This is a genomic window from Streptomyces sp. NPDC001868, from assembly GCF_040297125.1.
GTDB lineage: Bacteria > Actinomycetota > Actinomycetes > Streptomycetales > Streptomycetaceae > Streptomyces.
The window spans coordinates 47,176-72,578 of the sequence record NZ_JBEOYO010000038.1; the positions used below are offsets into that span (position 1 = coordinate 47,176).

16 protein-coding genes and 3 pseudogenes are annotated in these 25,403 nt (G+C 69.5%); 7 read left to right on the top strand and 12 right to left on the bottom strand.

The genetic code is table 11. The annotated features are described in order from the left end of the window. Nucleotides 1-98: 98 nt before the first annotated feature. The 4 genes and pseudogenes from ABT147_RS33185 to ABT147_RS33200 all read right to left on the bottom strand — a co-directional run bounded on the left by ABT147_RS33185 (nt 99) and on the right by ABT147_RS33200 (nt 4,430). Entirely contained in the window at nt 99-2,309 is a 2,211-nt protein-coding gene (locus ABT147_RS33185; RefSeq protein WP_351413129.1) for a hypothetical protein, read from the bottom strand. Nucleotides 2,310-2,488: 179 nt separating this feature from the next. Then, nucleotides 2,489-2,815 carry a helix-turn-helix domain-containing protein gene (locus ABT147_RS33190; RefSeq protein ID WP_351413131.1) on the bottom strand — a complete coding sequence of 109 codons (327 nt, stop codon included), beginning with the start codon at nt 2,813-2,815 and terminating at the stop codon, nt 2,489-2,491. Then, a pseudogene (locus ABT147_RS33195) lies at nt 2,812-3,963 on the bottom strand (tyrosine-type recombinase/integrase). The gene ABT147_RS33190 and the pseudogene ABT147_RS33195 overlap by 4 nt, the downstream one beginning before the upstream one ends. A gap of 152 nt (nt 3,964-4,115) precedes the next feature. Beyond that, the gene (locus ABT147_RS33200; RefSeq protein ID WP_351413133.1) at nt 4,116-4,430 is read right to left on the bottom strand and encodes an ATP-dependent DNA ligase; all 315 of its coding nucleotides are present in this window, start codon (nt 4,428-4,430) and stop codon (nt 4,116-4,118) included. Between the two features lie 786 nt (nt 4,431-5,216). On the opposite strand from ABT147_RS33200, the gene ABT147_RS33205 reads away from it, so the two are divergent. Continuing rightward, nucleotides 5,217-5,480, top strand: a complete 264-nt coding sequence (locus ABT147_RS33205) for a hypothetical protein (RefSeq protein ID WP_351413135.1) — start codon at nt 5,217-5,219, stop codon at nt 5,478-5,480. 31 nt (nt 5,481-5,511) lie between these two features. Beyond that, on the top strand, nt 5,512-6,354 hold the full coding sequence (locus tag ABT147_RS33210; RefSeq protein WP_351413137.1) for a recombinase family protein: 843 nt from the start codon (nt 5,512-5,514) through the stop codon (nt 6,352-6,354). Between the two features lie 180 nt (nt 6,355-6,534). Here the strand turns inward: ABT147_RS33210 and ABT147_RS33215 are convergent, their stop codons facing one another. From ABT147_RS33215 to ABT147_RS33235, 5 genes and pseudogenes are all read right to left on the bottom strand, one after another. Continuing rightward, the gene (locus tag ABT147_RS33215) at nt 6,535-8,022 is read right to left on the bottom strand and encodes a pentapeptide repeat-containing protein (protein ID WP_351413140.1); all 1,488 of its coding nucleotides are present in this window, start codon (nt 8,020-8,022) and stop codon (nt 6,535-6,537) included. 235 nt (nt 8,023-8,257) lie between these two features. Beyond that, nucleotides 8,258-8,995 (bottom strand): prepilin peptidase, encoded by a 738-nt coding sequence (locus ABT147_RS33220; RefSeq protein ID WP_351413142.1) that lies wholly within the window; start codon nt 8,993-8,995, stop codon nt 8,258-8,260. Nucleotides 8,996-9,062: 67 nt separating this feature from the next. Continuing rightward, on the bottom strand, nt 9,063-9,977 hold the full coding sequence (locus tag ABT147_RS33225; protein WP_351413144.1) for a transposase family protein: 915 nt from the start codon (nt 9,975-9,977) through the stop codon (nt 9,063-9,065). A 68-nt stretch (nt 9,978-10,045) separates the two neighbouring features. After that, nucleotides 10,046-10,522, bottom strand: a pseudogene (locus tag ABT147_RS33230) (winged helix-turn-helix domain-containing protein); the annotation flags it as partial. 887 nt (nt 10,523-11,409) lie between these two features. Continuing rightward, nucleotides 11,410-11,898, bottom strand: coding sequence for a lactococcin 972 family bacteriocin (locus ABT147_RS33235; protein WP_351413149.1), 489 nt, complete (start codon nt 11,896-11,898; stop codon nt 11,410-11,412). A gap of 229 nt (nt 11,899-12,127) precedes the next feature. Between ABT147_RS33235 and ABT147_RS33240 the strand changes: the two are divergent. Then, nucleotides 12,128-13,422 (top strand): annotated as a pseudogene (locus ABT147_RS33240) (ISAs1 family transposase). Nucleotides 13,423-13,773: 351 nt separating this feature from the next. Here ABT147_RS33240 and ABT147_RS33245 read toward each other — a convergent pair. The 3 genes from ABT147_RS33245 to ABT147_RS33255 form a co-directional block, all read right to left on the bottom strand. Then, a complete protein-coding gene (locus ABT147_RS33245) occupies nt 13,774-14,508 on the bottom strand; it encodes a prepilin peptidase (RefSeq protein ID WP_351413151.1) in 735 nt (244 codons plus the stop codon). A 149-nt stretch (nt 14,509-14,657) separates the two neighbouring features. Further along, nucleotides 14,658-15,737, bottom strand: coding sequence for a response regulator (locus ABT147_RS33250; protein WP_351413153.1), 1,080 nt, complete (start codon nt 15,735-15,737; stop codon nt 14,658-14,660). Between the two features lie 746 nt (nt 15,738-16,483). Continuing rightward, entirely contained in the window at nt 16,484-16,981 is a 498-nt protein-coding gene (locus ABT147_RS33255) for a lamin tail domain-containing protein (RefSeq protein WP_351413155.1), read from the bottom strand. 585 nt (nt 16,982-17,566) lie between these two features. Between ABT147_RS33255 and ABT147_RS33260 the strand changes: the two genes are divergently transcribed. The 4 genes from ABT147_RS33260 to ABT147_RS33275 all read left to right on the top strand — a co-directional run bounded on the left by ABT147_RS33260 (nt 17,567) and on the right by ABT147_RS33275 (nt 25,358). Continuing rightward, nucleotides 17,567-18,571 (top strand): endonuclease/exonuclease/phosphatase family protein, encoded by a 1,005-nt coding sequence (locus tag ABT147_RS33260; RefSeq protein WP_351413158.1) that lies wholly within the window; start codon nt 17,567-17,569, stop codon nt 18,569-18,571. A gap of 32 nt (nt 18,572-18,603) precedes the next feature. Further along, nucleotides 18,604-18,885, top strand: a complete 282-nt coding sequence (locus ABT147_RS33265; protein ID WP_351413160.1) for an STAS domain-containing protein — start codon at nt 18,604-18,606, stop codon at nt 18,883-18,885. Between the two features lie 210 nt (nt 18,886-19,095). Continuing rightward, nucleotides 19,096-21,810 carry a DUF6603 domain-containing protein gene (locus ABT147_RS33270; protein ID WP_351413162.1) on the top strand — a complete coding sequence of 905 codons (2,715 nt, stop codon included), beginning with the start codon at nt 19,096-19,098 and terminating at the stop codon, nt 21,808-21,810. Next, on the top strand, nt 21,807-25,358 hold the full coding sequence (locus ABT147_RS33275; protein ID WP_351413165.1) for a hypothetical protein: 3,552 nt from the start codon (nt 21,807-21,809) through the stop codon (nt 25,356-25,358). Before ABT147_RS33270 ends, ABT147_RS33275 begins: the two co-directional genes overlap by 4 nt. Nucleotides 25,359-25,403: the final 45 nt, after the last annotated feature.

A 25,403-nucleotide genomic window follows, 5' to 3' on the forward strand; every position in this document is an offset into this window, starting at 1 on the left:
CGGTGGGAGTGGTGAGCATCGGATCCGGCAGAGACCAGGTCGAGGACATGGTCGACGTCTTCCGCCATGCGTCGGGTGTGCGGGGCCGTATCGCCCGGTCAGCGGATCCGGGGCAGGGCCTTGTCCGGGTGTGCGGCGTGGACGTACTTCACGGCGATGGAGGGGTGGATGCCGAAGAGGCGGACGAGGTGGACCGGGTCGGCGGTCTCCCGGGCCTCGTCCAGGATGCGGTCGGCACATACCTGCCTTGGCAGCAGCCCGATCTGGTCGAACGCGGCCCGCATCGCGCAGTAGCTGACCTGCGGGGAAGCGGGGTGCCGGTAGGTCTGGGCGGTGATCAGCAGATGCGGGTTGGTGGCCTGGGGCCAGCGGCGGCGGCGCTCGCGCAGCCAGTCGGCCACCAGGTCGGTGCTCAGGTCGCCGAGGTAGACGAGGTGGGTGTGCTCGCCCCGCCGCACTCTCAGGATCCGGCGGGCAAGGTCAGGGTCTGACAGGCCGAGCCGGGCGACCTCCACGGCGCGCACGGCATGGATGGCGACCAGGCCGACGATGAGCCGCGCGGCGGGACCGTCGAGCTGGTCCAGGACGCCGGCCAGGCGGTCGCTGGACAGCGGCCGTGGCAGGTGTACCCCGGCGGGCTGCTGCAGCCCGGCCGTGGGGTCGCGGAAGATCACCCGCTCCTGCTTCAGGGCCCGGAAGATGCTGCGCAGCACGCCGAGTAGACCCCGCGCCACGTTGCCCTGGTAGCGGGCGAGTTCACTCTCGATGTGACCGGCGGTGACCTGCCGCAGGTCCAGCCCTGCCGCCGTCCACGAGGTCAGGACGGGCCAGGCCATGCCCAGGTATCGGCGAATGAGCCTCCAGTCTGCCGGGGGATGCCGGTAGCGGCCCTGGCCGCGCAGGACCCGCACCCAGGCGCTCAGCTGGTCGGCCATCGGCGCGGGAAGCCGGGCGATCCGCGTGTGCAGGGCCTTCTCGTCGTGCCGATCGCGCCGCTCCTGGCCCATGTCCGTCAGGCGCGGGTGCACCTGGCGCTGAACGTCGGCGAGCAGCTGCCGTGGGGTCTCGAAGAGTTCATCGGCCTCCAGCAGGGCGTGCGCGCGCAGGAAGGAGATCACACGGCAGGTGGCGGCGGTACCGGCCGCGACGGTCCCGGCCAGGGAACGTACGTCGCGCTCGGGGATCGGCTCGTGCGCCCCCAGCCGGGCCAGCAGCGTATGCAGGACCAGGGCCGCACCACCGGGCACGTTGCGCTTGTCGGCGAGCCAGGCCCGCGGATAGCCAGCGGTGAAGGTATCGAACAACTCCTGTGCCGGAGCCGGCAGCGGGGGCAGCGAGAGGACGGGGGCGTGCAACTCGCGACGCCAGGTCCGCGGCATCGAGAACAGCGACAGCTGCCCCGCGACGACCAGCACCGGCATTGCCCGGCCGGCCGGGGCGCTCACCTCGCGGGCCCGGGCGCGTGCACGCGAGAGCGGACCGGAACGCGGGTGCACCACGAAGCCCAGCTCCCCGGCCCGCCGCTTGAGCTGGTGCGCGAGCGGCCCGGCGAAAGCGAGCTGCGTGAATGACGCCGCCGCCGCCTGCGGGCCGATCTCGTGCACATACGCCAGGCAGCCGCGGCACGAGTCCTTCCCCGCGTGCAGCGGCAGCCCGTCCCGCCGACACCGCGAGCACCGGCCCACTCGGTAGCGATCCCGGTTCTTGCGCCATTCGTCACAGCCGCGGCACAGGGTCGTCGTCACGCCCCAGCACCCACAGTCCGCGCAGGACCGCACGGGCCAGGACACAGGCGGCGGGCTGGTGCGCGGCTTCAACAATCCTGCCTGGGCGAGCAGTTCACCGGCGGCAGCCTTCAGCGGCAACCGCACCTGATCGAGCATCTCCTCCGAGACCAGGACCTCCCCCTCGGCATCCCGGATCGCCAGCGCACACCGGATCAGCCGCAACACCATCTGCGGCCACGTCCCCGACAGCCCCACGCTCGCCGCCCGCTGCCCGGCGAGCTTCTGCAGGACCTCCTCCTCCGGCCACGTGCGACCGCTGATCCGCCGGGCATCGCCACGCTCGAAGCGCCGCCGGACCGGAAACAACGGCAGCTGCCCGCGCATCACCGCGGGGCAGATCCTCGGATCGTCGACCAGACCTCGCACTTCGCGCGGCCCCAGAAAGGGAGCGGCCGAGCCCCGCGGACGCGGCAGGTTCCGTGCACCCTGCTGCCCCAGACCCAGCACGAAGACGTGCACCTGAGTGGGCGCGGGGAAGACGGCGTCGACGCCGGCCCGGATCTCCTCACGCACCGCGATCACGCACGGCCGGCACAGCCCGTCACCATCCACCGCACCGATCCGGCAGCACCGCGGACACCGCGCCGTCTCCCGGTTCTCCAGCCAGCCACGACAACTCCAGCACAGCCCGTTCACCAGACGGGGCACGCCCCAGTCCAGACACAACCCGCACTGCCGCACCAACACCACAGCGCCTGCCGTCAATTCGGCGGCCGGAGCCGGCGCGGTCCGTCCCTGCGAGGCACCGGCCGTACGGGCCCCGCCTCGCCGCCGACCGCCCGCTCCCGCTCCTCCTGGTCCGCCGCGGCGGCCACCGGCTCGGCCTCCAGCAGGTCGGCCACCGTGCACTGAAGCGCCGCGCAGATCTTGTCCAGGTCCTCCAGCCGCACCGTCACCGGAGTGCAGCCCCACAGAGCGGCGACCTTGCTCAGCGACGGCGTGAACCCCACCTTCGCGAACGCCGCCTGCAAGTCGACCGGCCGCCAGATGTCACGCTTGGCAGCCGCCCAGCGCAGATTCCACTTCACCGCAAACTCCCCCTGTCCGCGACCAGCCGCTGCCCGGCCCGCGCCGCTGACGCCCGCCAGCGATCCGCCTGCTCCGGATCGGCCTGGGCCGTCGCCAGATAATTGACCGTCGTAGTCGTCCAGATATGCCCGAGCATCCGCTGCACCTCCCACAACGTCATCCCGCGCTCGTAGTTGTGGGTGGCGCACGCGTGGCGCAGCAGATGCGGAAACAGCTCGGGCACCGGCCCCGGCAGATACAGCCGCGACGCCGCCTTCAGCGCCCGCCGGAACGTCGCCGGGACGACCTCCGGCGCGACCGGCATGTTCAGCGCGGCCACCGGCCCCGGCAACCGCTCGGAGGGAAACAACGGCGCCGCAGGATGCTCCGGATCATCCCGGAACAGGCCACGGACCTCCTCCACCTACCACCACAACAGCTCGCGGCCCTCCTCGAACAGGAACGCCTCTCTCGGCCTTGGACCGGACCCGCGGGCTCCCTTTCCCTGGACAACGAACCGGCCCCACCGGCCCGACTCCCAGTGCACGTCCCCCAGCGCCACACCGCACAGCTCCGCCGCCCGGACCCCGGACAGATAGGCGATCTTCGCCATCACGTAGTCCCGGCACGCCACCGCCTCCTTGCGCGACTGAGGCAGAGCAGCCCGCCACGCGGTGAAGAACTCCCGCATCGCCCGCTGCGACGGTGGCACCCGCAGCCCGAAGTCGCCACGGTGACGGGGCCGGTTGAACACATCGACCGGCGACTCCACGACCACGCCGAACAGCCGGTGGATCTCCCCGGCGTACCGCTGCTCCAGGAACGCGAAGTACGCGTCAATCTTGTTGATCTTCGCAAGAACCGTCGGTCGGGCCCGCTTGCCAGGGCCCGCGAAGTACCGGTCCAACGCGGTCGGCGTGAGCTGCCACGGCACGACGTCGTAGTGCTCACACAGCTCGATCACCGGCTTGACCAGCTGGTCGATCGACGCCGGCATCAGCCCTGCCGCGTCCCGCGCCCATTGGTACTCCGCGAGCGTGTCAAAGAAGTACGACCGCTCATCCCGCTGACCCGAGCGGCTCGACCGATACGTGTGGAGAGAGAAGACCTCCGCCAGACCGACCGCATCGCGCCCAGGAGCCAAGGAACGGGTTTCGGATTCCCCCATGAACCCGCAGATTACGAGCATCACTCGCAGAATCTGCGAGTGATTGCGAAAATCTCACACCCTCGTGGGACACCTCGAACACCGGTGTCCTACCTGGTGACTTCAGCCGATCGCACCCCTGGGGTCCGCTCAGGAACCCGTGCGTACTCCAGTTAACTGGCGGGCAGCTCTGCGGCGAGGGTGCGGGCCCGCGCCGGCGTCGAAGCCGCCCGCGACTGCACCGCACCCCAATCCAGCGCCCCGCCCCGCCAGATCACCAACTCGCCGTCCACCGTTGTGCCCGGCCGCAGGGCCATCCCGGCCAGCGCGACATCGAGCCACACAGCCGTGACGTCCCGACCCGACCGCGAGAACAGCCGGACGCCGTCAGAGTCCCGGACCAGTACGGCCCGGTGACCGTCGAAATTTCGGCTCGTACCACCAGCCCCTACCAGTCGGCAGCGCCGTGGCGGCTTTGGCCAGAGCAACTCGTACGGGAATGTCCATGAACTCAGCTAAACCGCACCACGCTTCAGGTGCCCGTCGAGTCCGCTTCCAGCCGGTGAAATCTCGATCATCGGCGAGTCGTTTGCGCCCGTTTCCCCAGGTCAGTCAGGTGTGACCAGGTGTGATCTGCGTCACTAGCATAAAAGCAGACCTGAATTTGACGTGCCAACCCAGCCCCGATCACTCTTTGTGCCTGCGGTTTTGAGCGCTGCTTCCTAATGGCGAGGCGTGCTCAGAGTTGCCCGCTTCCCAGTAGGTGCACGCATGGCCCGATAGACGGGGCATGCGGAAGCTGTCATTCCTGGGAGGGCGAAGCGCGATGAATGGCCACCTCGATCTGCGCACGTTGGTGCTGTTGCTGGCGGGAGGTGGTGCCACGTACTTGGCCTACCTATACCCCAGCCTTGGCGTAGCCCTCCTGGTGGGCATCGCAGCCATGGGGCTCCTGCACGCTCTCCTTAAGTAGCCAGTCCTACGTGCCGCCTCCCGGAATCTGATGTTCCGAATCCGTTGCGTTCGGTCAAGAGCTCCACGTTCGCGTGTGCACGCTAAGCCGTCCCGAAACGGTCGGTTTTGGGACGGTCGAGCCGGGCGGGCGACACGCCGGGGAATAGTGTCCCAAAACCCGTCCCGAAACTCTGTCGACTCCGGAGCAATCGGGACAGGTTTTTGGGATGATGTCCGGAGCCCCCGGCCCGGTCGTGCCCGCGGAGATGATCAGCAACTCCCAGCACCAGGGCTGACTCAAATGACAGGAGAGGACTGCGATGGAGACCGCAGACCAACGTGCGGCAGGCACCCACACGGGCCCGGGCGCGGTTGCTGCCTATACGGCCATCACACTGGCGGCCGCGACTGTGCTGACCGCGCTGTACGGACCTCCCGAGCAAAGCGAACGGGCATTCCGGTTCATGGGCGTGGTGAGGGACAAGCTGGACTTGGTGAAGGACTGGTTGAAGCCGTGCCCCGAGCCGGCGACCTACGAGCCCTCATCGCCGGCCCGGAGCCGTGCCCGGCAGGGAAGGCGTTGATGGGCAAGCGCACGGCCGTTTCGGCGGAGCGATGAACCGCGAAGAGCTGGGCGAGGCCGAGCGCGCCACGCTGGTCGAGCAGCAGGAGTGCCCGCGCTGCAGAGTCCCGCCCGGCTCGCCGTGCCGCACCCGGATGGGCACCGTCGCCACGGTGTACCACTCGGTGAGGTACTACACGGTGCCGGTACTTCGGTCGGGTCCGCCGATCCGGGTGCCGAAGGACCGGCAGCCGGGCAAGGCCTGGCGGGTGGTCCCGCACCTCGACCCGCAGCCGACGGCCGTCGACCGGCCCGGCGACCGCATCGGGTACGGGCGAGTCTCCGGACGCGGCCAGGACCTCGAAACACAGGAGCGGTTGCTGAGGGCGGCCGGGTGCATCGAGCCGCTCTACGTCGAGACGGTCAGCACCCGCCACGCGGAGCGGTCCAGGTACAAGGACGCGTTGGCCGCACTCCGGCCGAACGACATTCTCACGGTCACCATGCTGGACAGGCTGGGCCGGAACGCCCTCGAACTGATCACCAGCGCCCAGGACATCGAGCACCGGGGCAACCGGCTGGAGATCCTACAAGGGCCGCTCGCCGGGATGTACGACCCGCGCGGCCCCGGTCGGGTGGTGTTCACCGTGTTCGCGGCGTTCGCGGAGGCCGAGCGCGAGTTCATCCAGGACCGCAGGCTCGACGGCCTGGCCACGGCCAAGGCCAACGGCAGGTTCGGCGGGCGCCCCCGCGCGGTCGACGAGGACACCCTTGCCGTTCTCCTGGCCCGCCGCCGGCGGAACCCGCCCCAGCCCGTTACCGAGATCGCGCGGGATCTCGGGGTGGGCCGCTCGACCCTGTACCGCGCACTCGCCGAGCACGAGGAGCCGTCATGAACGCCAACAGCCCAAGGCTCGGACCCGCGCCCGAGGACACCGGCGCAAAGAAGTGAGCTGGGCCGCCTCGCTGAGTAACTGGCCGAACAGCTCTCGCGATTGTCCGACGGCTCCGCACTACCACTCACGACTTGCGGGCGTGGATGCGCCGCTTCCCGAGGAGCTAGGAGAAGGGTGCGTTCAGACGGGAGGACCTGTCGGTTGCCACGCCGTTGGCAGGATGAGCCCATACGGCAGGGGAGAGCCTGCTGCCGGAAGTAGGCCGGGCGGGGCGACCCCCCTCGACCTGCTGAAGTCGACCGTGCTGCCGGAGAACGTTGACCTGCTGAAGTCGACCGCGCCGCTGGAGAACGTTGATCCGCCGAAGTGGACCGTGCCGCCGGAGAACGTCGACCCGCTGAACTCGACCGCGCCGCTGCCAGAGAACGCTGTCCCGCGGAACTGGACCGTGCCGCCGGAGAATGTCGTCCTGTTGAAGTGGACCGTGCCGCCGGAGAACGTTGATCCGCCGAACTCGACCGCGCCGCTGGCGAACGCCGACCCATCGAAGTGGACCGTGGAACCGGAGAACTCCGTCCCGCCGAAGCGGACCGTGCCGCCGGAGAATGATGCCCCGCCGAAGTCGACCGCGCCGCCGGAGAACGTCGACGCAACGTAGTCGACAGTGCCGCCGGAGAACGTCGACCTGCTGAAGTGGACCTGGCCGCCGGAGAACGTTGATCCGCCGAAGTCGACCGCGCCACCGGAGAACACCGACGCCCCGAAGCGGACCGTGCCGCTGGAGAACGTCGCCCCGCCGAAGTCGACCGCGCCGTCGGCAAACCTTGACCCGCTGAAGTCGACCGCGCTGCCGGAGAACCTCGACCCGCTGAAGTCGGCCGCTGAGAACCTCGACCCGCCGAAGCGGACCGTGCCGCCGGAGAACACCGACTCGCTGAAGTCGACCGCGTTGCCAGAGAACGTCGCCCCGCCGAAGTCGACCGTGCCGCCGGAGAACACCGACTCGCTGAAGTCCTCGCCGCTGAATATGACGCCCGTGAAGTCGAAGTCATGGCCTTGCCACGAGTGGTGATGGCGGAGGGGTAGGCGGAGATGGTCGCGGATGAGCCTGACGATGGTGCGACGGACTTCCCGCAAAGCCAGGTAAGCATGGCGGGCCTCCGCGTCGTTCGCGGGTAGGTCGGATTCGGCGGTGTATGGGAGGCGTAGGTATGCGCACAGGACGTCGATGCAGGTCTGTCGCAGTCCGCGGTTGGGGGCGTCGTCGGCGAGTCCGGCGAGTGCGTGCACGCCGCCCAGGCGTACGGCGGCGGATTCGTCGCCGAGTTGGGAGACGGCGGTGGTGAAGCGTTCGGTGTGCAGTCGGGTGGTGTCACGAAGTGCGCCGTCCTCGTCGACGCGCTGGCGGCGGTAGGCCACGACCAGGGCCACCAGGGCGCCCGAGCCGGCCACCACCCCGAAAGCGAGCTTGACCAGTTCGAACAGCGTCTTGGAGTCAATGCGGTGCTCGGGCTTCAGCTCACGGGCGCCGAGCAGTTCCCAGCCGGAGTAGAACACGGACGAAGCCACCAGAACCGCGGTGCTGAAGGCCAGGATCAGGACGATACCGACGGGCCACAGACGCAGGCCGCGCCGTTCAGCCGGGCGCCGGGGCAGACGTTGACTCATGACCGACAGGACTGACCAAGGTGCACAACCGGTTGCAGCCATGGTTGTAGGGCGCCTTCGCGTGTGCACGCGAAGGCGCCCCGAGAACGTCGGTTTCGGGACGGTCGAGCCGGACGGGCGACACATCGGGGAATCCCCGGCCGCTGGTACAGAGGTTGTCCTCCCGGATCTGAGCGATGTCGACTGCTGGTCAACCTCGTGCGCAGCGTCAGCTGACAGGTGTGGATCGCCTCGTTCAACCGAGGACGGAGCCCAGGAGCACGCCAAGGCAGGCGCCCGTGATCAGGAACGGCCCCAACGGGTGGAGCGTCTTGCGTCGTCCGCCACGTCGCGCGGCGATGCGGCTGAGGCCGTACAGCACGAAGAGCAGGAACCCCACGAAGGCGCCTGCGATGAGGATGTCCCACCCGTACCAGCCGGTAACCGCGCCGAGAGTGAGGGCGAGCTTCACGTCACCGAAGCCGAACCCCGTCGGGTTGATCAGGAAGAGCATGAGATAGCAGGCGCCGAGCGCGAGGGAGCCGAGCAGCGCGGTCCTCCAGTTGCCGCCGGCATCGGGCAGCAGTGCCGCCACGCCGAGCAGGCCCAGCGTGATCACGGCGAGCGGCAAGGTGACGATGTCGGGCAACCGCTCCACCGTGAAGTCCACGACGGCGAGCAGCACGCCGATTGGGGTGAGCAGCAGCCAGACCACCAGCTCGGGACGGGCACCGGTGGCGGCCGCCAGTACGGCACAGGCCACGGCGGTGACGGAGGCGAGGAAGGGTGTGCTGGGGCCGTACCAGTCACCGTCGGCGCAGCGGGCCCGACCCAGCCATCCGTTGCCGGCACCGGCGAAAGGGTGTCCGGCAGGACACACTGCCCGCCAAGGCTTATCTGGCGGCACGGAAAGCCGGTATGCGGCGCGCGGTATGAGCAGGCCCGCGCCGGCACCCCACAGGACCGCCGCCGCGGTGATCCAGAACGTCTCCACCGGACGGAGCTTACGAGTTGGTGCGTGATAGCGGGTGAGGCGTGCTGGTCCGTTTGGGGACCGCTGTTCAGGCTTGAGCGGTGCGGTCGGAGACGAGGCCGGCGATGGCGCGGTAGGTGTCGGGCAGGCGGTCGCGTCGGTGGGTCCAGAGCATCAGTTGCTTCCAGCGTTTGTGGTCGGCGAGGGCGTGCTCGACGGTGATGCGGTCGGAGGAATGCCAGTGGCGGTCGCGTTCCCACTGTTCGACTCTGCCGGGCAGTGCTCCGGGCCGTGGTTTTCTGGGCGGGGTGATCGCTTGCCCGCGGTGGTCGCGGCTCAGGCCCAGATAGCCGTCATCCAGCAGGACCTCGACATCGGGAAAGTGCTGGAAGCACACGGCGATGCCCTCGTTGCGGGTGGCCGTGGCGTCGTGCATACGACCAGGTCGCAGGGCATCGGTCCATAACGTGCGACCCCGCCAGTCGGCGATGACGGTGGCCTTCATGGTGTTCTGCTTCTTCTTCCCGGAGATGAACGCGCGTCGGCCGCCGCGTCCGGCCGGTGGCCGGCGGACCTGGATCTCCGTGGCGTCCAGGCGCAGCTCGATGCCCTCGGCCTGGGCGTAGGCGAACACATCCGTCAGCGTCCGAAGTCGCAGGTCGGGACGGTCGGGGACCGCACATCCTCGCTCGGCCAGGAGCGGACGTATCTCTCCGATCGCGCGGGTGATGGTGGAGCGGTCGACGCCGAACAGCAGTCCCAGCACCGCGTGCGACAGGTCGTGGCGTAGATGGATCAGCGTGGCCATCAGCCGGTCGACGAACACCAGCTGGTGGCGAGCTCCGGCACCCTCGGCCCGCTTGCGGATTCCGCCCCGCGCAGCATGACGGCGGCCTTCAAGGCCGGCCTGCCATGGCGCCGCCAACTCCTCGATCAGGCAAGTGAGATGACGCCGGGAGATCCCCGTGAACAGCCGATGCGCCAGTACCGCCCGATTGACCATGATCGCCACAGTCGGATCATGCCACCGGCCCGGCACGGAGCCTCACCCGCTATCACGCACCAACTCGTTACCCGCGGCCAGGTCTCCTTCTTCCACACCTCGACCGCATCGTCATCCCGCTCGATGGCCCGCCTGTCCGGCTGCTGCCAACTCCAGCCATGCCGCTTCAGTAACCGCCACGTGCCCTCGACCGTGTAGGAGACGTGGAACAGCCGACCGATCAACGTCTTGATCCGCGCCAGCGTCCACCGCTGGTCCGCCCAGCCGTGGGCCAGCGGGCCACGCTCCAACTCTCGCTCCAGCCTGGCGATCTGCGTTTCGCTGAGCCGGGACCGCCCCGGAGAACCCTGCGACAGGACCCCGGCCTCGCCGCGCTCGCGCCAGGCCCGGCGCCACCGCTCCACCGACCGCTCGCTCACCCGCAGAGCGGCGGCAACCTCGCGGTTCGTCTCCCCATCCTCGAAGCGGACGACAGCCTGCAACCGGATCCGCTCCCGCGCGGCCTGCTCAGTGTCGGTCAGCCCACCACCCTGTGCGTATCTCACTCCCCAGGAGCTACCGGAGCTGGCAGGTCGCTGTCAGGCGAACCGTCCCGACATCACTCAATCAAGTTCAGTAGCCACAACGCACTTAGAAGGTCACAAGGGCGAAATGTTCCTTCTGGCGTGGTGCTCATCCGACTCCGCGGAACGAGTACGCCGAGAGTGCCACCAACTCCGGATCGTGTGAACTACTAGAGCCAAAGCAACAGCACCCGCGATGAACCGAATCACATTCCAGGTAATTCCAACGACCGCACGTTGCCCATCCGCCTCTGCAGCCAGCTGCATGGAGGCCTCGAAAAGTGCTACAAGCGGAACAACCAGTCGGAATGGGAGACCGCCAACACTCGGAATTCGCGCCAGGTTACCCAAGAGCCCGACGGGTGCCCCAAGAACGAAAGCTGCCATTCCCCATGCAAGCATACCGGAGTAATTCACCTCGCCGGCGGCCCCAGATTCCAGTCCGGCCGGGATGGTGGGGCTCAGGCCTTTGAATAGATAGTATGTGACCACGCCGATAGCCAACCCCAAAGAGGACAGCAAGGCTGATTCAGTTTTGGATCGGCCGCAATATCCTACTAAGAATGCGTAACAGACCCACGACCACCCACCGGAAAAAACAACATTTAGAGGGGCGCAAATGGGATTGTCCCATTTTTCGGTGAGGGGACCCGCTAATCCAAGTAGAAAACCGACCCCGAGGGGCACTGCGAGCGGCGCAACACGAGTGCGCGGAAAGTTTGCGATTTCTTCTTCCCTGTTCCGTGATTAACTCAAAGTAGGAGGTGGCGCCACTCGGAGACTGCGCGGGTAACGGAACAGACCCGAGTGGCGCATCAACCTACCCCACCTTCGAAGGGGTCGCCGCGGGATGCGGGGATCAGAACCTACTACTCATCAAGACTGTAGAAGGTTTCGCAGGTGTAGGCAGCGCCCGCCGTCCGGTTGGCGTAGGAGGTCTGGCCAGCGAACGCGTAAGCGCTATTCGAGCCCCCGGCAATCTTGACCGTGGAATGGTGCATCTTAGTGGCGTGGTAGTAGTTCGAGTAGCAGTACTTACCGTCGCTGGTCAGGTTGTAGCCGTAGCACCAGTTTCCGCCACTGGCACCGATGCAGGCCTGCGCGGTCGAATCGTCCATCGGCATCACCACCGAAGCCCATTCTGAGGGGTTACCCAGCTCTGCAGGCGGCTTCGCCCCGTCACCACGCTTGTGGAGGGTGACCTGGCCGACCTTGGAACCATCCGCGGCAACGACAGTGCCGTTCGCCGTAACGGTGGCAGCCTGAGAGGCGTCTGCGGCGGCCGGCGTGGCGAAGCTAAATAATGCGAGTGCCGTGCTCACGAAGCCGAGAACGGCCGATCTGCCAGATATCTTCACGGTATTCCTTCCCTAACTCCCCCAGTGGGAGTTTGCGTAATGATCTTGGGCGAGGGGATGGGGCGCAGTCAATAGCCTCGATAAGGACTGTCCGAAAAACAGGGCCCCGGCGTGCGCCCGGCTCGCCCCGGCTTGGAGTGGTTGATCGCGGCAGCGGGCCCCGGAAGCAGGTGAACACGGCACCTGGGGATCATGGAGTTCTCTACGCTTCAAGATCCACAAAGGTGCCGTGTTCGTCCCTCCATCATCTCCTGTAGCTGCTCCCGCGCCTCACACGCCCTGCCTGGAGGCCCTCGGTGAGGCTGCCGCACACGCCCAAGTCCGTTGCCTGGTTGCCGAGTTCGAATCGGTCACCGACCCGCGAGGGGCTTGCGGGGTGCGTTACCGGATCTCCTCACTGCTGGCCCTGGTGGTCTGCGCGATGACTGCGGCGGGCCACGACTCGATCACCGCGGCGGCGGAGTGGTGCCGGCGTGCGACGCCGCAGGAGCTGGCCGCCTTCGGCCTGCCCTATCACCCGTTGCTGGGCCGCTACCGAGTCCCGAGCGAGAAGACCCTGCGCAGGGTCCTGGAGCGTCTGGATCCCGATGAGATCAGCGCGGCCGGCTACGACTACCTCCGGCCCCTGCTGTCCACGCGGCCTCCTCGGCCGGATCCGGTGATGCCCGACGGCGGAGTCGAGCGCGAACAGCGCCGGGCCCATCGGGCGGCCACCCGTGCCGAGCCGGCGCGGTCCAGGCGCCGGGCGATCGCGGTGGACGGCAAGTGCCTGGCGGCTCGAAGCGACCGGACGGCAGCCGGGTCTTCGTGCTGTCCGCGGTCCGCCACGGCGACGGCGTCACACTCGCCTCGCGCGAGATCGGCGCGAAGACCAACGAGATCCCCGAGTTCGCACCCCTGCTCGACCAGATCGACGACACAGATCTCGCGGGGACCGTCGTCACCGCCGACGCCCTCCACGCCCAACGAGCCCACGCCACCTACCTGCACGAACGCGGCGCCCACTACCTGCTGGCCATCAAGAACAACCAGCGGGGCCAAGCCCGTCAACTCCATGCCCTGCCCTGGAAGGACATCCCCGTGATCCACCGCGACGACGCGCGAGGGCATGGCCGCCACGAGCAGCGGCTCGTCCAGGTCGTCACCGTCGCGGGCCTGCTCTTTCCGTACGCGGCCCAGGTCCTGCGGATCCAGCGCCGTCGCCGTCTCTACGGAGCGAAGAAGTGGTCCAGCGAGACTGTCTACGCCATCACCGACCTGACCGCCGAAGAGGCGAACGCGGCCGAGATCGCGTCCTGGGCTCGCGGGCACTGGACGGTGGAAAACACCGTCCACTGGGTCCGAGATGCTGTCTTCGGAGAAGACAAGTCCCAGGTCAGAACCCATAATGCCCCCGCCGTGCTCGCTGCCGTCCGCGACCTGATCCGCAGCACACTCAAGCTCGCCGGAGACGTCAACACCGCCGCCGGACGCCGAGCCCACACCGCCCGCCTCCGCGTCCTCACCCTCTACGGCATCACATGATCAAACCGGACGAGTCAGGCAAACGCCGGGGCCCTGTGCCTGCCCCTACCCCGTCGCGATCATGCCCCGCACACGAAGAAGCCCCTGCTCATCGAACAGGGACTCCCTTTGCCACAACGCACTGAGCGCATCGGCGCCAAGCCCCTCATCAAGCGTGAGGCGGCAAACGTCATCCGTATGAGCCGCACGAGCGGCCGGCTGCGGGGCGAGGTCTCATTCCGGCGGGCAGCCGAGGACGGCAGTAGTCCGGTGGCGACTGCTCAGCGCTCAAGCGAAGGCCCCCGACCGCTGCCCGGACAGGACCTTACGTCGCCTTCTCTCCTGCCACACGACCAGTCACCCAGCCTGACTTCACCAGGCAAAGGACCCCAGGAGCACGCCCGTCAACGCCCCGGCCAAAGCGAAAGGGCCGACCGGGATCACCATCGTGCGGCCGGTGCGCCCCGCAAGAATGAGGCCGACGCCGTACAGCGAGAACAGCAGGAACCCGACAAACGAGCCGACCAGCACGCTCCCCCAGCCGTGCCACCCCAGAACGACGCCGAGTGCCAGGGCGAGCTTCACGTCGCCGAAGCCCACACTCCGTGGACTGCACAGGAACAGCACGACGAAGCCACCGCTCAGCGCGATCGAGCCGAGCAGCGCCGTCGCCCAACTCCCGCCGGCATCAGGCGACAGCGCCGCGACACCAAGCAGAACCAGTAAGGCCGGGGCCAGCGGCAGGGTGAGCACATCGGGCAGCCGATGGGCCGTGAAGTCGACGACGGCAAGCAGCATCCCGACCGGGGCGAGCAGCAGCCAGACCAGCAGTTCAGGGCGGGCACCGGTGACGTACGCCAGAACGGCACAGGTCATGACTGAGGCGGCGACGAGAAGAGGCGTGCTGGGACCGTACGGGTCTCCGCCGGCACAACGGGCCCGCCCCAGCCATCCATTCCCGGGACCAGTGAAGGCGTGTCCGGCCGGACACACCGCCCGCCACGGCTCACCGGGCGCAACACACAGCCGGTACCCGGCACGCGGGACGAGCAGCCCCGCACCACCACCCCACAGGCCGGCACCCACGGTGATCCAGAGCGTCTCCACCCAACGAAGCATAGAACGCGCCGGCTTCCGCGCCGGTGGCCGTGCTGATGTGCTCAGCGACCGGTGGGCCCGCTCGATACGAAGCACATCGACCGTTGCTCCCCGCACCCGCGGGGGGGTGGTCGCTCGGCAGATGTTGAGTTCAGTTTCTACTGCGTGTGCCGTTCCAGGTAGATGGAGGTGAACACGGCGACCTTGGCGCGCAGCGCCCACGGGTCGAAAGGCTTGCTGATGTAGTCGACGGCGCCGGCCGCGTATCCGCGGGCCGAGTGCTCCGAATCCACGCCCATGGCCGTCAGGAAGATGATCGGGACGTCGCGGGTGCGGGGGCGGCGTTTGATGTGGGCGCAGGTCTCGTAGCCGTCCATCTCGGGCATCTGCACGTCCATGATGATGACCGCGAAGTCGTCGTGGTCCAGGAGCGCTTTGAGGGCTTCCCGGCCGGAGGAGACGGTGATGAGTTCCTGGTCCAGCGTGGAGAGCACCGCAGTCATCGCGAGCAGATTGTCCGGTTGGTCGTCGACGACAAGGATCTTGGGCATACCCTGCGGCATCGCGCGCAGTGCAGCCGCGGGGGCGACCTGCTCGACGGCATCAAGCTGGCGTTCGAGCAGATCGCAGCGGTCCTCCGCTGCGGCTCGCTGAGCCTGTGCCTTGCTCAGGTCCGTGCGGAGCCGCTCGACTTCCAGCTGAAGCTCGTCGCGCTCGGCAATGAGGCCGGAGATATCCGGGTGTGCTGACGCGAGCTCGTCCGCCCGTTTCCGCTCCGCGATACGGTCGGCCTCAAGCTGATTGAGCCGTGTCTCGAGGTCGGCGATGCGCTGGGTCCGGTCCAGCAGCGCGTCCCCCAGCACGTCGCCGCGGACGCTGGAGCGCCGGGAGACCCGGTCGGCGTCGGCGAGCTGCTGCTCAAGGATCTGCACCGCATGCTTGGGCGAGGACGCGGCATCCACGGCCTGCCCGTACAGGCCTCGTACGAGTTCGATGGCCTCGGTGGTGACGGCGGTTCCCCGGTGCTCGGCGACATCCGCGAAGAGGTCGTTAATCATCTGCCACGGCGGTAACCGGGTGCCGTTGAGATAGCGCGAGACCGTTCCCGGGTCGATGCGACGGCGCGCTGCATACCGTCGGACGGAGACCTGCAGACCCTCGAACAGTTCCCGCAGGGCCAGGGCGAGCGCGCGTGAGGCGTCGTTGAGGTCCTCCCCCAAAGGCCGCAGCTCAGCCATCACTTCCCTCCTCACCGGCACCGGTGCCCGCGGGAGCCAGCGGCGGGTCCGTGGGCCTATCGGGGGCGATCAGGCGGTTGAAGAAAGGGACGGCGAGACCTGCGACGGCGAGACCCGCGAGCACACTGCGCGGCGCTTCTTCCCCGGACAACGCCGTCAGTGCGCCTGCTGCCGTGCCGGCGAGCACAGCGAGCAGGAACACCAACGCAGATCTCAACGACAGCAAGGAGCGGTCCACCGCATACTCCGATCATGCAACCCACCGCAAGGGAAGGGAACTTGTCCCCCAGCGGATGGCGGGGGAAAGTCCAGAATGAGGGAACCGCAAAGTGTTGCAGACCGTGATCGGTGGACCGACGCGGCGTGATGTTCGGCGGCAACACCCCACGGCAACCCAGCGCGAGGAAGAGCGGCTGGTGGCGAGGCTGGTACTGCCGAACGTTGCCTCATGTTGCGGTGCAACGGTGCCGGCTCCGGCAACACCGTCGCACAGCCCTGAAGTGATCACTGCACGGACACCGCCGCGCAGCGAGCGACATCCGCAGTACTGGAGACCGGCTGCGCAACCGCTCCCAAGGGAGCCGGTTCAGGTCGCCGGAGACCAGCGCAAGAGGCGGCTGGGGCCGTCAGAACGCGCAAGCCCCGTTCACTCGCCCGACCACCGCACGCAGGGCCATCCGCGTGGGACGTGCCCCAGCCCCTGACGACCTGCAGCTGGGCCGGAGCCGCAACCGCCGCGGCTGGACTCAATTGTGGTAGCGAATGTATCCGTCGCCGTCCGCGTCGGATCCGCGCTTGGTGTAGGAGTGGACGTCTGCCCGGCTGCCGGAGGGCTTGTACAGGTAGATGGTGTCGCGGTCGTTGTTCCACAGGAAGTTGCAGTTGTCGCGGTAGACCACGTTGTACTTGTCGGAGTCGCTGCCGTGGCCGCCGCGCAGCTTCACGTAGTCGCCGGGCTCAAGGTAGTGGTTGGAGGAAAAGGCGAAGGGGGTGCCGGCGGCGTCCTTGACGACGTAGCCCTTGAGGTTGACGGTCGCCGTGGACGAGTAGTTCTTCACCGTCAGGTACTCGGCGTCGGTGTTGCCGGTGGAGCAGCTGTTGGAGTCCCGGCCGGGGGCGTCGTACTGGATCCCGCGGACCTTGAGCGCCGAGCTGTACTCAGCGGCCTGCGCCGACACGGCGGGGACCAGGGCGGCGACAGTGCCCGCGGTGACGGCTACGGCCAGGATGGAACGCTTACGCAAGATGGTGCTCCTCCACGTGAAACGAGCGGTGTTGTCGGTGGAGGACTTTTCAGCGCCTGCGACGGTTGCACACCGAAGGTGCTTCCACCCATTCGAGTGACACATGCTGGCCTGGGGGCACCTGCGTCGACGCTGTTGGCCATACCGCCGACGGAATGAACCGGAAGAGAGATCCCGCCCGGCAAGTGAGGTGGGGACTGTTTCGGTCGGCATGCTCAGGATCGTGTTATGCGCCGCCGTGGTCGTCGCTGTGAGCGTCGTCTTCTCTGACCGCACCTGTGTCGGGAGCCGCCGAGGCCCCGTTCAGCGCAGGCTACTGTCGACTGACCTGCCGGGAGGACGGCTTCGGAAGGAAGCCACGGCAACGCCGCGCGGGAGCCCGCGGTGATGACAGTCCTGTCCGCCGCGACCCTTGACCGCAGGTCTGATTGCAGTGCCCAGGCGGAAGGCGGAACTGCCAGAGACGCTGCGCGTACATGACCCACAGCGGCAGCTCGGTTCGCAATCTGGGTTCCTGCGATCTCAGCGACCAGACCCGCTCATCTCGAAGACCGTCACGGCTACAAGGCGAAGGGCTAGGCAGGCATGGGATCGATCTACGTTGCTTGGTGGAACGTCGAGAACCTTTTCGACGAAGAGAACTCCCCGCGGCGCAGTGAGAAGCTCCAACGGGTGCTGGGTGACGATCTGCGAGGCTGGACGCCACAGCTGCGCGACCGCAAGATCAGCCAGCTGGCGTCGGTGATCGCGCAGATGAACAGCGGCCAGGGACCGGACCTGCTGGGGGTCTGCGAGGTGGAGAACGAGTTCGTCATGCAGCAGCTGACCTCAGCCGTCAATGCACTCGTGCCCGGACGCACCTACGACGTCGCGCACGCCGACACCTCCGACCACCGGGGTATCGACGTGGCGTTCATCTTCGACTCCACGATGTTCACCGCACCCGCCGACCAAGTGTTCCAGCACGTCGTGATGCGCCGCACCGGCACCCGCGAAATTCTCCACGTCAACTTCGAAACCGCCCAAGGACAGACCTGGGCGGTATTCGCCAACCACTGGCCCTCCCGCAGCGGCGGCCAGCTGGAGTCGGCGCCCTACCGCGCCGTGGCCGGGGAAACCCTCGCCTACTTCCACGAACGCGCCGTCGAAGTACACGGGCCGGACACCCCGGTCCTCGCCATGGGCGACTTCAACGACGAACCCTTCGACCCATCACTGACCCAGCACGCCCTGAGCAGCCGACAACGCAAAAAGGTCCTCAACTCCACCACCGCGCACCGGCTGTTCAACCTGATGTGGCCCGTGCTGGGCACCGACGACCAGCCCGGCCCCCGCCCGTCCGGCACCTACTACTTCGAGAACCAGGCCAACGTCCTGGACCAGTTCCTGGTCAACAAGAACATGCTCACCACCGGCGCCGCGTTCCGCGCCGAACCCGGCTCGGTCCACATCGTCACCGACCCCGCCGCCATGGTCGGCACCGGACGCTACCCCGCACCCGTCCTCTTCGGCGGCATGGGCAAGGAGATCAACGAAGACGGCTACTCCGACCACTACCCCATCGCCATGCACGTCAGCACAGCCGACTGACGAACGAGGTGGAGAAGGCCCGAAAAGACACCGTGCTCATCAGCCACGTCGTTCGCCATGAGGTCCTGCACGTCGCGCTCGACCACGACCTGGACGTCACCAACCGCGCCGCTGCGGCGCTCCAGAACCAGGCCCCCGTCCAGACCCACCGTCCCGTCCGGGTCGTCGTCGAACTTCCCACCGCCGACCCCATCCCCGCGGCCCTGAGCGCCCTCGCCCGCGCCCACCGCATGTACGGCGGCCTCGGCATCCCCTTCGCCCTCACCGGCGCGAGCCCCCGCACCCACCGCCTCCTGGCGGTCAACGGCGCCTGACCCGATCCACCCGATCGACACCCCCCTGGGCTGCGCGTCCCGGAGCGATGTCCCCTGGGGGAGTAACCCCGCTGACCCGGCCGGGTGGTCCCGGCGTTTCCGCGTTGCGCGGGTGACGGGCGGCGCGGATAGTCGTGCGTCGGGCGGGGGCCGTAGCCCTGTGCCAAGCCCCCAGTAAGGAGCCGTCGTGCCGCGAGCGAGTGGGATCGCATGAGCAGGACCGTCGCCGATCTCGCCGTCCAGCTGCGGAGCGCGCTGTCGGGAGTCCTGTCGGCCCTGGGCGCCCTCGAAGGCACGCAGAGGCGCGCGAAACTGGCGGAGGCGCTCGGGCTTCCCGGCGGGCAGCTGACTCCGGCGGCGCTGCTGTCCCGCCTCGGCGCACCCGACGCCGACCAGGCCGGCGAGCTGTGGCCCGCGCTGCTGACGCTGCTCGGCGACGCGGCGGACCAGGCCGTACCCGACTGGAACTTCACCGTTCCGGACCTCCTCGCCGTGACCGCGGACCAGGTGCAGATCCTCGGCGAGACCGTTCCCGCCGATGGCACGGTCTCCTTCGCCGTGCGCCTCGGACCGCTCCGGCTCGCCACCGTCCTCCACGTACGCCAGGACGCGGCCCTGACCCTCACCGCGCCGCCGGCAGGCCAGGCGGCGACCGCCGCGCTGAGCCTCGCTCTGAGCGGTGTGCGGCTCACCCTGCCGGACGACCCGTTGGTCGGGCTACTCGCACCGGGCGGCGTGGTCCTCGAAGGCGACGTCCAGGCCCGGCTCGACGCCCAAGGCGCCCGCTTTCAGGGAGGCGGGAAGAACGGCGTGTCCGTGCCACTGCGGGTCGCCCCGCCGGGACTGCGCGCGCCCACCCTGTCCCTGGCGCCCGCGTCCGGATCGGGAGCCGGCCGAGGGCTGCGGTTCACCGCGTCCTTCGGCGCCTCGCTCCTGGAGCTCGCCGACGGCACGATCGACGGGATCGGCGGCGAGGTGACTCCGGGAGGCACGGACACGCCGGTCCGTGCGACCGGGCTCGGGCTGAGCCTGGAGGTGGGGCCGGCGCGAGGCGCCGGTTTCCTCGAACGGCGCGGCGACGAGTACGGGGGCGCCCTGGAACTCGCCCTCGGCGTGGTGGACGTCCGGGCGTTCGCCATCCTGCGGCCGCGGGGCCCGTCCCTCCTCGTCGCACTCAGCGCCCACTTCACCCCGCCGATCGAACTCGGCCTCGCCTTCACCCTCAACGCCGTCGGCGGCATCCTCGGCATCGGCCACGCCATCGACCGGGCGGCTCTGGGAGAGGTCGTGCGCTCGGGCCATCTCGACCGGGTGCTCTTCCCGGACGACGCGGCGCGGGCCGCTCCACAGATTCTGTCCACGCTCGCCTCGGTGTTCCCGGCCCGGCGCGGCAGCGTCGTCGTCGGACCGATGCTCCGGCTGGGCTGGGGGCGCCCGATCTCGTTCGTAACCGCGGACCTCGGGATCGTCCTGGAGCTGCCCAGCGGGGACATCGCCCTGCTCGGCCGGCTCAGGGTCGCGGTGCCCGCTCCCGAGGCACCGGTCCTCGACCTCCGCGCCTCCCTCGCGGGCTTCGTGGACTCCGGTGCCGGCCTGGCGGAACTGGTCGGCGACCTCGCCGGATCCCGGCTGCTGACCTCCGGCATCGACGGCGGAATCGCGGTGCGGCTCCAGAGCGGTTCCGGCGCCGCGTTCGTCCTCAGCGCCGGCGGATTCCACCCGGGCTTCCCCGTGCCCGCCGGGTTCCCCACGCCGCGGCCGCTCTCCCTCACCATCGCCGACTCCCCGTTCCTGCGGATCGTCTTCACCGGGTACTTCGCCCTGACTCCCGGTACCATCCAGGCCGGAGCCGCATTGAGCGTCGTCATCGGCACCCGCGACACCGGGGTCAGCGGACGACTCGGCTTCGACGCGCTGGTGCGCTGGGAGCCCAGCTTCGGGGTCGTTCTCGACCTGTACGGCTCCTTCCACCTCCGCTTCGACGGCATGAGCCTGTGCTCGGTCGATCTGCGCGTCCGCCTCGAAGGACCTACGCCCTGCTGGCACGTCGCCGGCCGGGCCTCCGTCTCCCTCTTCTTCATCGACGTGGAATTCCCCTTCGACGAGCACTGGGGCTGCACCGCGGTGGCCGCGTCCCCGCCGGTGCCGGACATCGCCGTGCTCCTGGAACGGGAACTCGACAACCCCCGCAGCTGGGAGCCGGTCCTGCCGGAAGGCGCCACTGCCCTGGTGACCCTGCGCCGCGACCCGGCGGGTGCCGGCGCCCGACTGCTGCACCCCCTCGGCCGGCTCCGTTTCAGCCAGCGTGTGATCCCCCTGGACGTGGAGGTGACCCGCTTCGGCCCCGGCCGGCTCCCCGGGCCACCGAAGGCTTACGGCGTGGACGTCCGCTTTGCCACGGGCACGGGCACCGCCTCGCCCGTCCGGGAACAGTTCGCCCGCGCCGACTTCTTCGACCTCACCGACGACGAAAAGCTCACCCAGCCCGCGTTCGAAGCCCTGCCGTCGGGCAGCGAGCTGACCCCACCGGTGGCTCGGCCGACCGCTCCGAGCCACACCGTGGACGTCCGCTACGAGACGAAGTGGATCGGCGAGCGAGGCGAACCACCACAGTCGGTCACCCCCTGGCTGCTGGGCGCCGGTCACCTCACCGGCGCACTCCTGCACAGCGCGGTCGCGACCAGCGCGATCCGCGGCGACCGGATCCGATACCACAGCCCGCCCGTGCGGGCGGCCCTGAAGCCGCTCATGTTCGCCGTCGCCAAGGCGGGCACCCTCACCGCGGCCGACGGGCTGTCATCCAAGGCCACCTTCACCGAGGCGTCCGAGCTGCTGCGCAAGGCCGCCCTCGGCGCCCCGCTCGGTCGCACCGCGCTGCTCCACGTGATCCCCGCCCACGAGTTGAAGGCGGTCGCCACGCCATGACCCGGTACGCCTTCTCCTCGTGGGCCCGGTCGGGGGCCGCGGCCTCCCTGACGCACGTCGACAACCTGCGTGACGCCACCCCCGTCCGTGGCGTCCTCGCCGCCGCCGCGTCCGTCAACGAGCGTCCCGAACGGCCGGTGCCCGTGGAGCTGTACGGCCCCGGAGACGTACGCTCCCTCGACGTGCGGCAGATCGTCAGGCGGTACCCGCTGCCCGGTACCCCGGATGCCGAGACCACCAAGTTCCCCATGGTGGAGTTCGACCGCACCGACCTGCCCTGGCTGTTCACCCCCCTGGCCGCGGCTTCCGGCGGTGAGCTGAGGCCGTGGCTCGCGCTCGTCTGCGTACCCGCCCGCACCGCCCGACCCGGGCGGGAGGCCGGGCGGCCGCTGCCCGTGCTGCGGGTGTCCGGCCGCGAACTCCCCGACCCCGCCCACCTGTACCTGTGGGCGCACGTGCAGACGATCGTCGGGCACGAGGGCGACGACCGGACCTCCGTCTCCCGGCTGCTGGCACCGCGGCGGCTGCTGCCGCACACCGAGTACGTGGCCTGTCTGGTGCCCTCGTTCGAGGCCGGGCGGCGAGCCGGGCACAACCAGACCGGGGGAGGCCTCTCGCCCGCCTGGCAGGCGGATCCGGCCTTCGAGTCCGACCTGCCGGTGTACCACTCGTGGACCTTCTCCACCGGCGAGGCGGGTGACTTCGAGAGCCTCGCCGACCGCCTCCGGTACCAGCGCATCGAAGGAGCCGGCCGCAGGCCGATGGACATCAGCAGGCCGAGGCCGCAGGACGCGGGGCCCGGACAGCTCGTGCAGCGGGTCGAGAGCGCGCTGCGGAGCCCGGAGCTCGCTCCCCGCGATCCCTGGCCCGTCGACGCGCCCAGCGGCAAGTGGCAGAAGTCGCTCGCCGCCTCCATCGAGGGTGTGCGCGACGACGACAGCGACGAGGACCCGGAGGTGGCGCCGCCGCTCTACGGGCGGTTCCACGCCCTCGCCAAGAAGGCCGAACCCGGGTCGACGGGCTGGCTCGACACCCTCAACCTCGACCCGCGCTGGCGTGTGGCCGCGGGCCTCGGCACCCGGTCCGTCCAGCGCGAGCAGGAACAGCTGATGGCCTCCGCCTGGACCCAGCTGGCCGGCGCGCGGGAGGTCAACCGCTTCCTCGACCTGGCCCGGCTGGCCAGACTGGTCGGTGCCCGGCTGCACGCGCGGCACGTACAGCCGCTCAGCACCGACGAGTTCCTGCACCTCGTGGCGCCGCTGCGCAGCCGTACCCTCCTCGGCGCCGCCACCCTGGCCCACGCGGTGCGGGCGAGCAGCCTGCCCACCGCCATGGCCACCACCACCTTCCGGCGCGCGGTCCGCCCCCTCGGGCCGCTCAGCCGGCGCGTCGAGCTGGTGAACCCGCCGGAGGATCCGGCGCCCGCTGCCCGGCCCTTCACCGCCACGATGGCGAAGCTCGCCCTGGCCAGTGAGGGACTGGCCACCGTGCCCCGCACCCCCGACGGCACCCTCGCCTTCGCCGTCGCACCCGAACGCGTCGTCGGCGCCGACCGGCTGCCCGCCGTGCGGGCCGCCTTCGGCGCGGCGGCGGCCGCGACACCCGCCTGGAAGGCACTGGGCGCCGAGGTCCTCCGGCGCGCCGAGGTCAGCGACCTCTCCGCGGGGCAGCTCGGCGCCCTGCCGGCCATGCGGCCCGACGTGCTCGACGCCGTCTTCCGTCTCGGCGCGGTACGGGAGATCGAGGTGCCGGCCGAATTCCTCGCCGACACGAAGCTCACCCCCCAGGGCACCCTGCTCTTCCCGTCCGGCCGCGTCGCTCCCGTGGGACTGCTGACCGCGGCGGGCGGAGCCACGGCCACCACCGGCTTCAAGGGCATGTGGTTCGGACACTGGGGCCCCCCGACCCCTCCGACCGGTCTCAGCGGCTCCTGGAAGGGAGAGGCGCACGGCACGTTCGGCCCCGGCGCCGTCGGCCCCGGCGCGGGCCCCGGCACCTGGCGCGGCGTCTTCACCGGCCGGTACCTCTCGAACGGCCTGGGGACGCGCGACGGCGTCTGGCACCTCGTCTTCACCGGCACCTGGCAGACCTCCGACGACGGAGGCACCTGGCAGGGCGTCGCCGCAGGGGTCTGGGACGACCCCGCCGACGTCTCCGAGGGCGCGTTCAACGGCACCTGGCGGTCGTCCACCGCTTCCGGCGTCTTCCACGGCTCCTGCCCCGGCACCTGGGACTGGGACCACACTGCCACCGAGGGCACCTGGCGCGCCGACTGCTCCGGCGGCTGGCACCGGCTCCACGACGGCTCTCCGCCGGCCGGCGAGGTGTGGACGCCCGACCGGCTCGGCGAGATCCTCGGAGGCTGGCAGCAGGGCGGCGGCATCACCCTGGGCAGCCTCTTCGGGAAGGAGGGCCTGGCCCACCTCGGCGAGCGGCTGCCCGCCCCCGCCGTCCTTGACCTGACCCCGGGCGACACCCACGGCATGGCCGTGGACGCCCAGGAGCAGTCCGTCCGCCCCGCCGACCTGCCGCCCGTCCCACCCCGCGACCCCTTCCCCGCACCCGCGGCCCAGACCGCCGTCACCGAACAGATCCACCCGCACGCGACCGTGGAGACCGTCGTCGCCGCCCGCGTCGAACGTCCCGGAGGAGGCGCCGGCACCGCCCCCGTCCAGTGGGCACCCCGCTTCCCCGACCCCATGTGGCGGCCGCTGGCCGGCCAGTCCACCGAGTGGATGCTCGCCGGACTGGAGAAGGTACCGCCGGACAGCGCGGCGCTCGCCGTCACCAACCCCGAGTTCATCGCCTCCTATATGGCGGGCCTCAACCACGAGTTCGCCCGTGAACTGCGCTGGCGCGAATACCCCACCGACCAGCGCGGCACCTACTTCGACTGCTTCTGGGGCACCGGCACCGAGATGCGGAAGCTGCACGAGTGGTCCACCGACGCCCCGCTCGGCAGCCACCTGACGGTGCCCCCCGACCGGGTCGTCCTCCTCCTGCGCAGCGCGCTGCTGCGCCGCTACCCCGGCGCGCTCATCTACGCGGCACCGCTCCTGCCGGCCCCGGCCACCCCGGGAGCCGGGCGGGAGCCCGACGACTCCAAGGCCGTCCAGCCGCTCTTCCGCGGCGCCCTGGATCCCGACACCGCTTTCATCGGATTCGACCTGCTGCTCGACGACATCGTCGGCCACGACTGGTGCTTCGTCATCGCCGAGCAGCCCACCGAGCCGCGGTTCGGCTTGGACGACCCCAGCGACGAGATCCTCGCGAACCCTTCGTCGGACGCGTGGGGCCGCACCTACGTCCCGCCCGCCGAGACCACCCCGCCCACCGACGCCGACGACTGGAACAACCTCGACTGGAGCCACTTCTTCGGCTCCTTCGAGGAGTTCGACCGATCGACCCACGTCCCGGGGGACCGCCGTGCCAACGTCGACGTCGCCGGCCTCGTCTGGGGCGAGGGCGGTGCCGCGGGCATCGCCCGGCAGTGCTACCAGCAGCCCGTACGCGTGGTCATGCCCGCCGAACGGCTGCTGGGCCCCTAGCCGGGTCCACCCCCACCGGAGGACCGATTCCGGCCCCCACCGACC

Coding starts and splice junctions, on each gene's coding strand:
- ABT147_RS33205 (WP_351413135.1), top strand. CDS start 5,217: ATGGAGACCGCAGACCAACGTGCGGCAGGCACCCACACGGGCCCGGGC.
- ABT147_RS33210 (WP_351413137.1), top strand. CDS start 5,512: ATGAACCGCGAAGAGCTGGGCGAGGCCGAGCGCGCCACGCTGGTCGAG.
- ABT147_RS33215 (WP_351413140.1), bottom strand. CDS start 8,022: ATGAGTCAACGTCTGCCCCGGCGCCCGGCTGAACGGCGCGGCCTGCGT.
- ABT147_RS33225 (WP_351413144.1), bottom strand. CDS start 9,977: ATGGTCAATCGGGCGGTACTGGCGCATCGGCTGTTCACGGGGATCTCC.
- ABT147_RS33250 (WP_351413153.1), bottom strand. CDS start 15,737: ATGGCTGAGCTGCGGCCTTTGGGGGAGGACCTCAACGACGCCTCACGC.
- ABT147_RS33260 (WP_351413158.1), top strand. CDS start 17,567: ATGGGATCGATCTACGTTGCTTGGTGGAACGTCGAGAACCTTTTCGAC.
- ABT147_RS33270 (WP_351413162.1), top strand. CDS start 19,096: ATGAGCAGGACCGTCGCCGATCTCGCCGTCCAGCTGCGGAGCGCGCTG.
- ABT147_RS33275 (WP_351413165.1), top strand. CDS start 21,807: ATGACCCGGTACGCCTTCTCCTCGTGGGCCCGGTCGGGGGCCGCGGCC.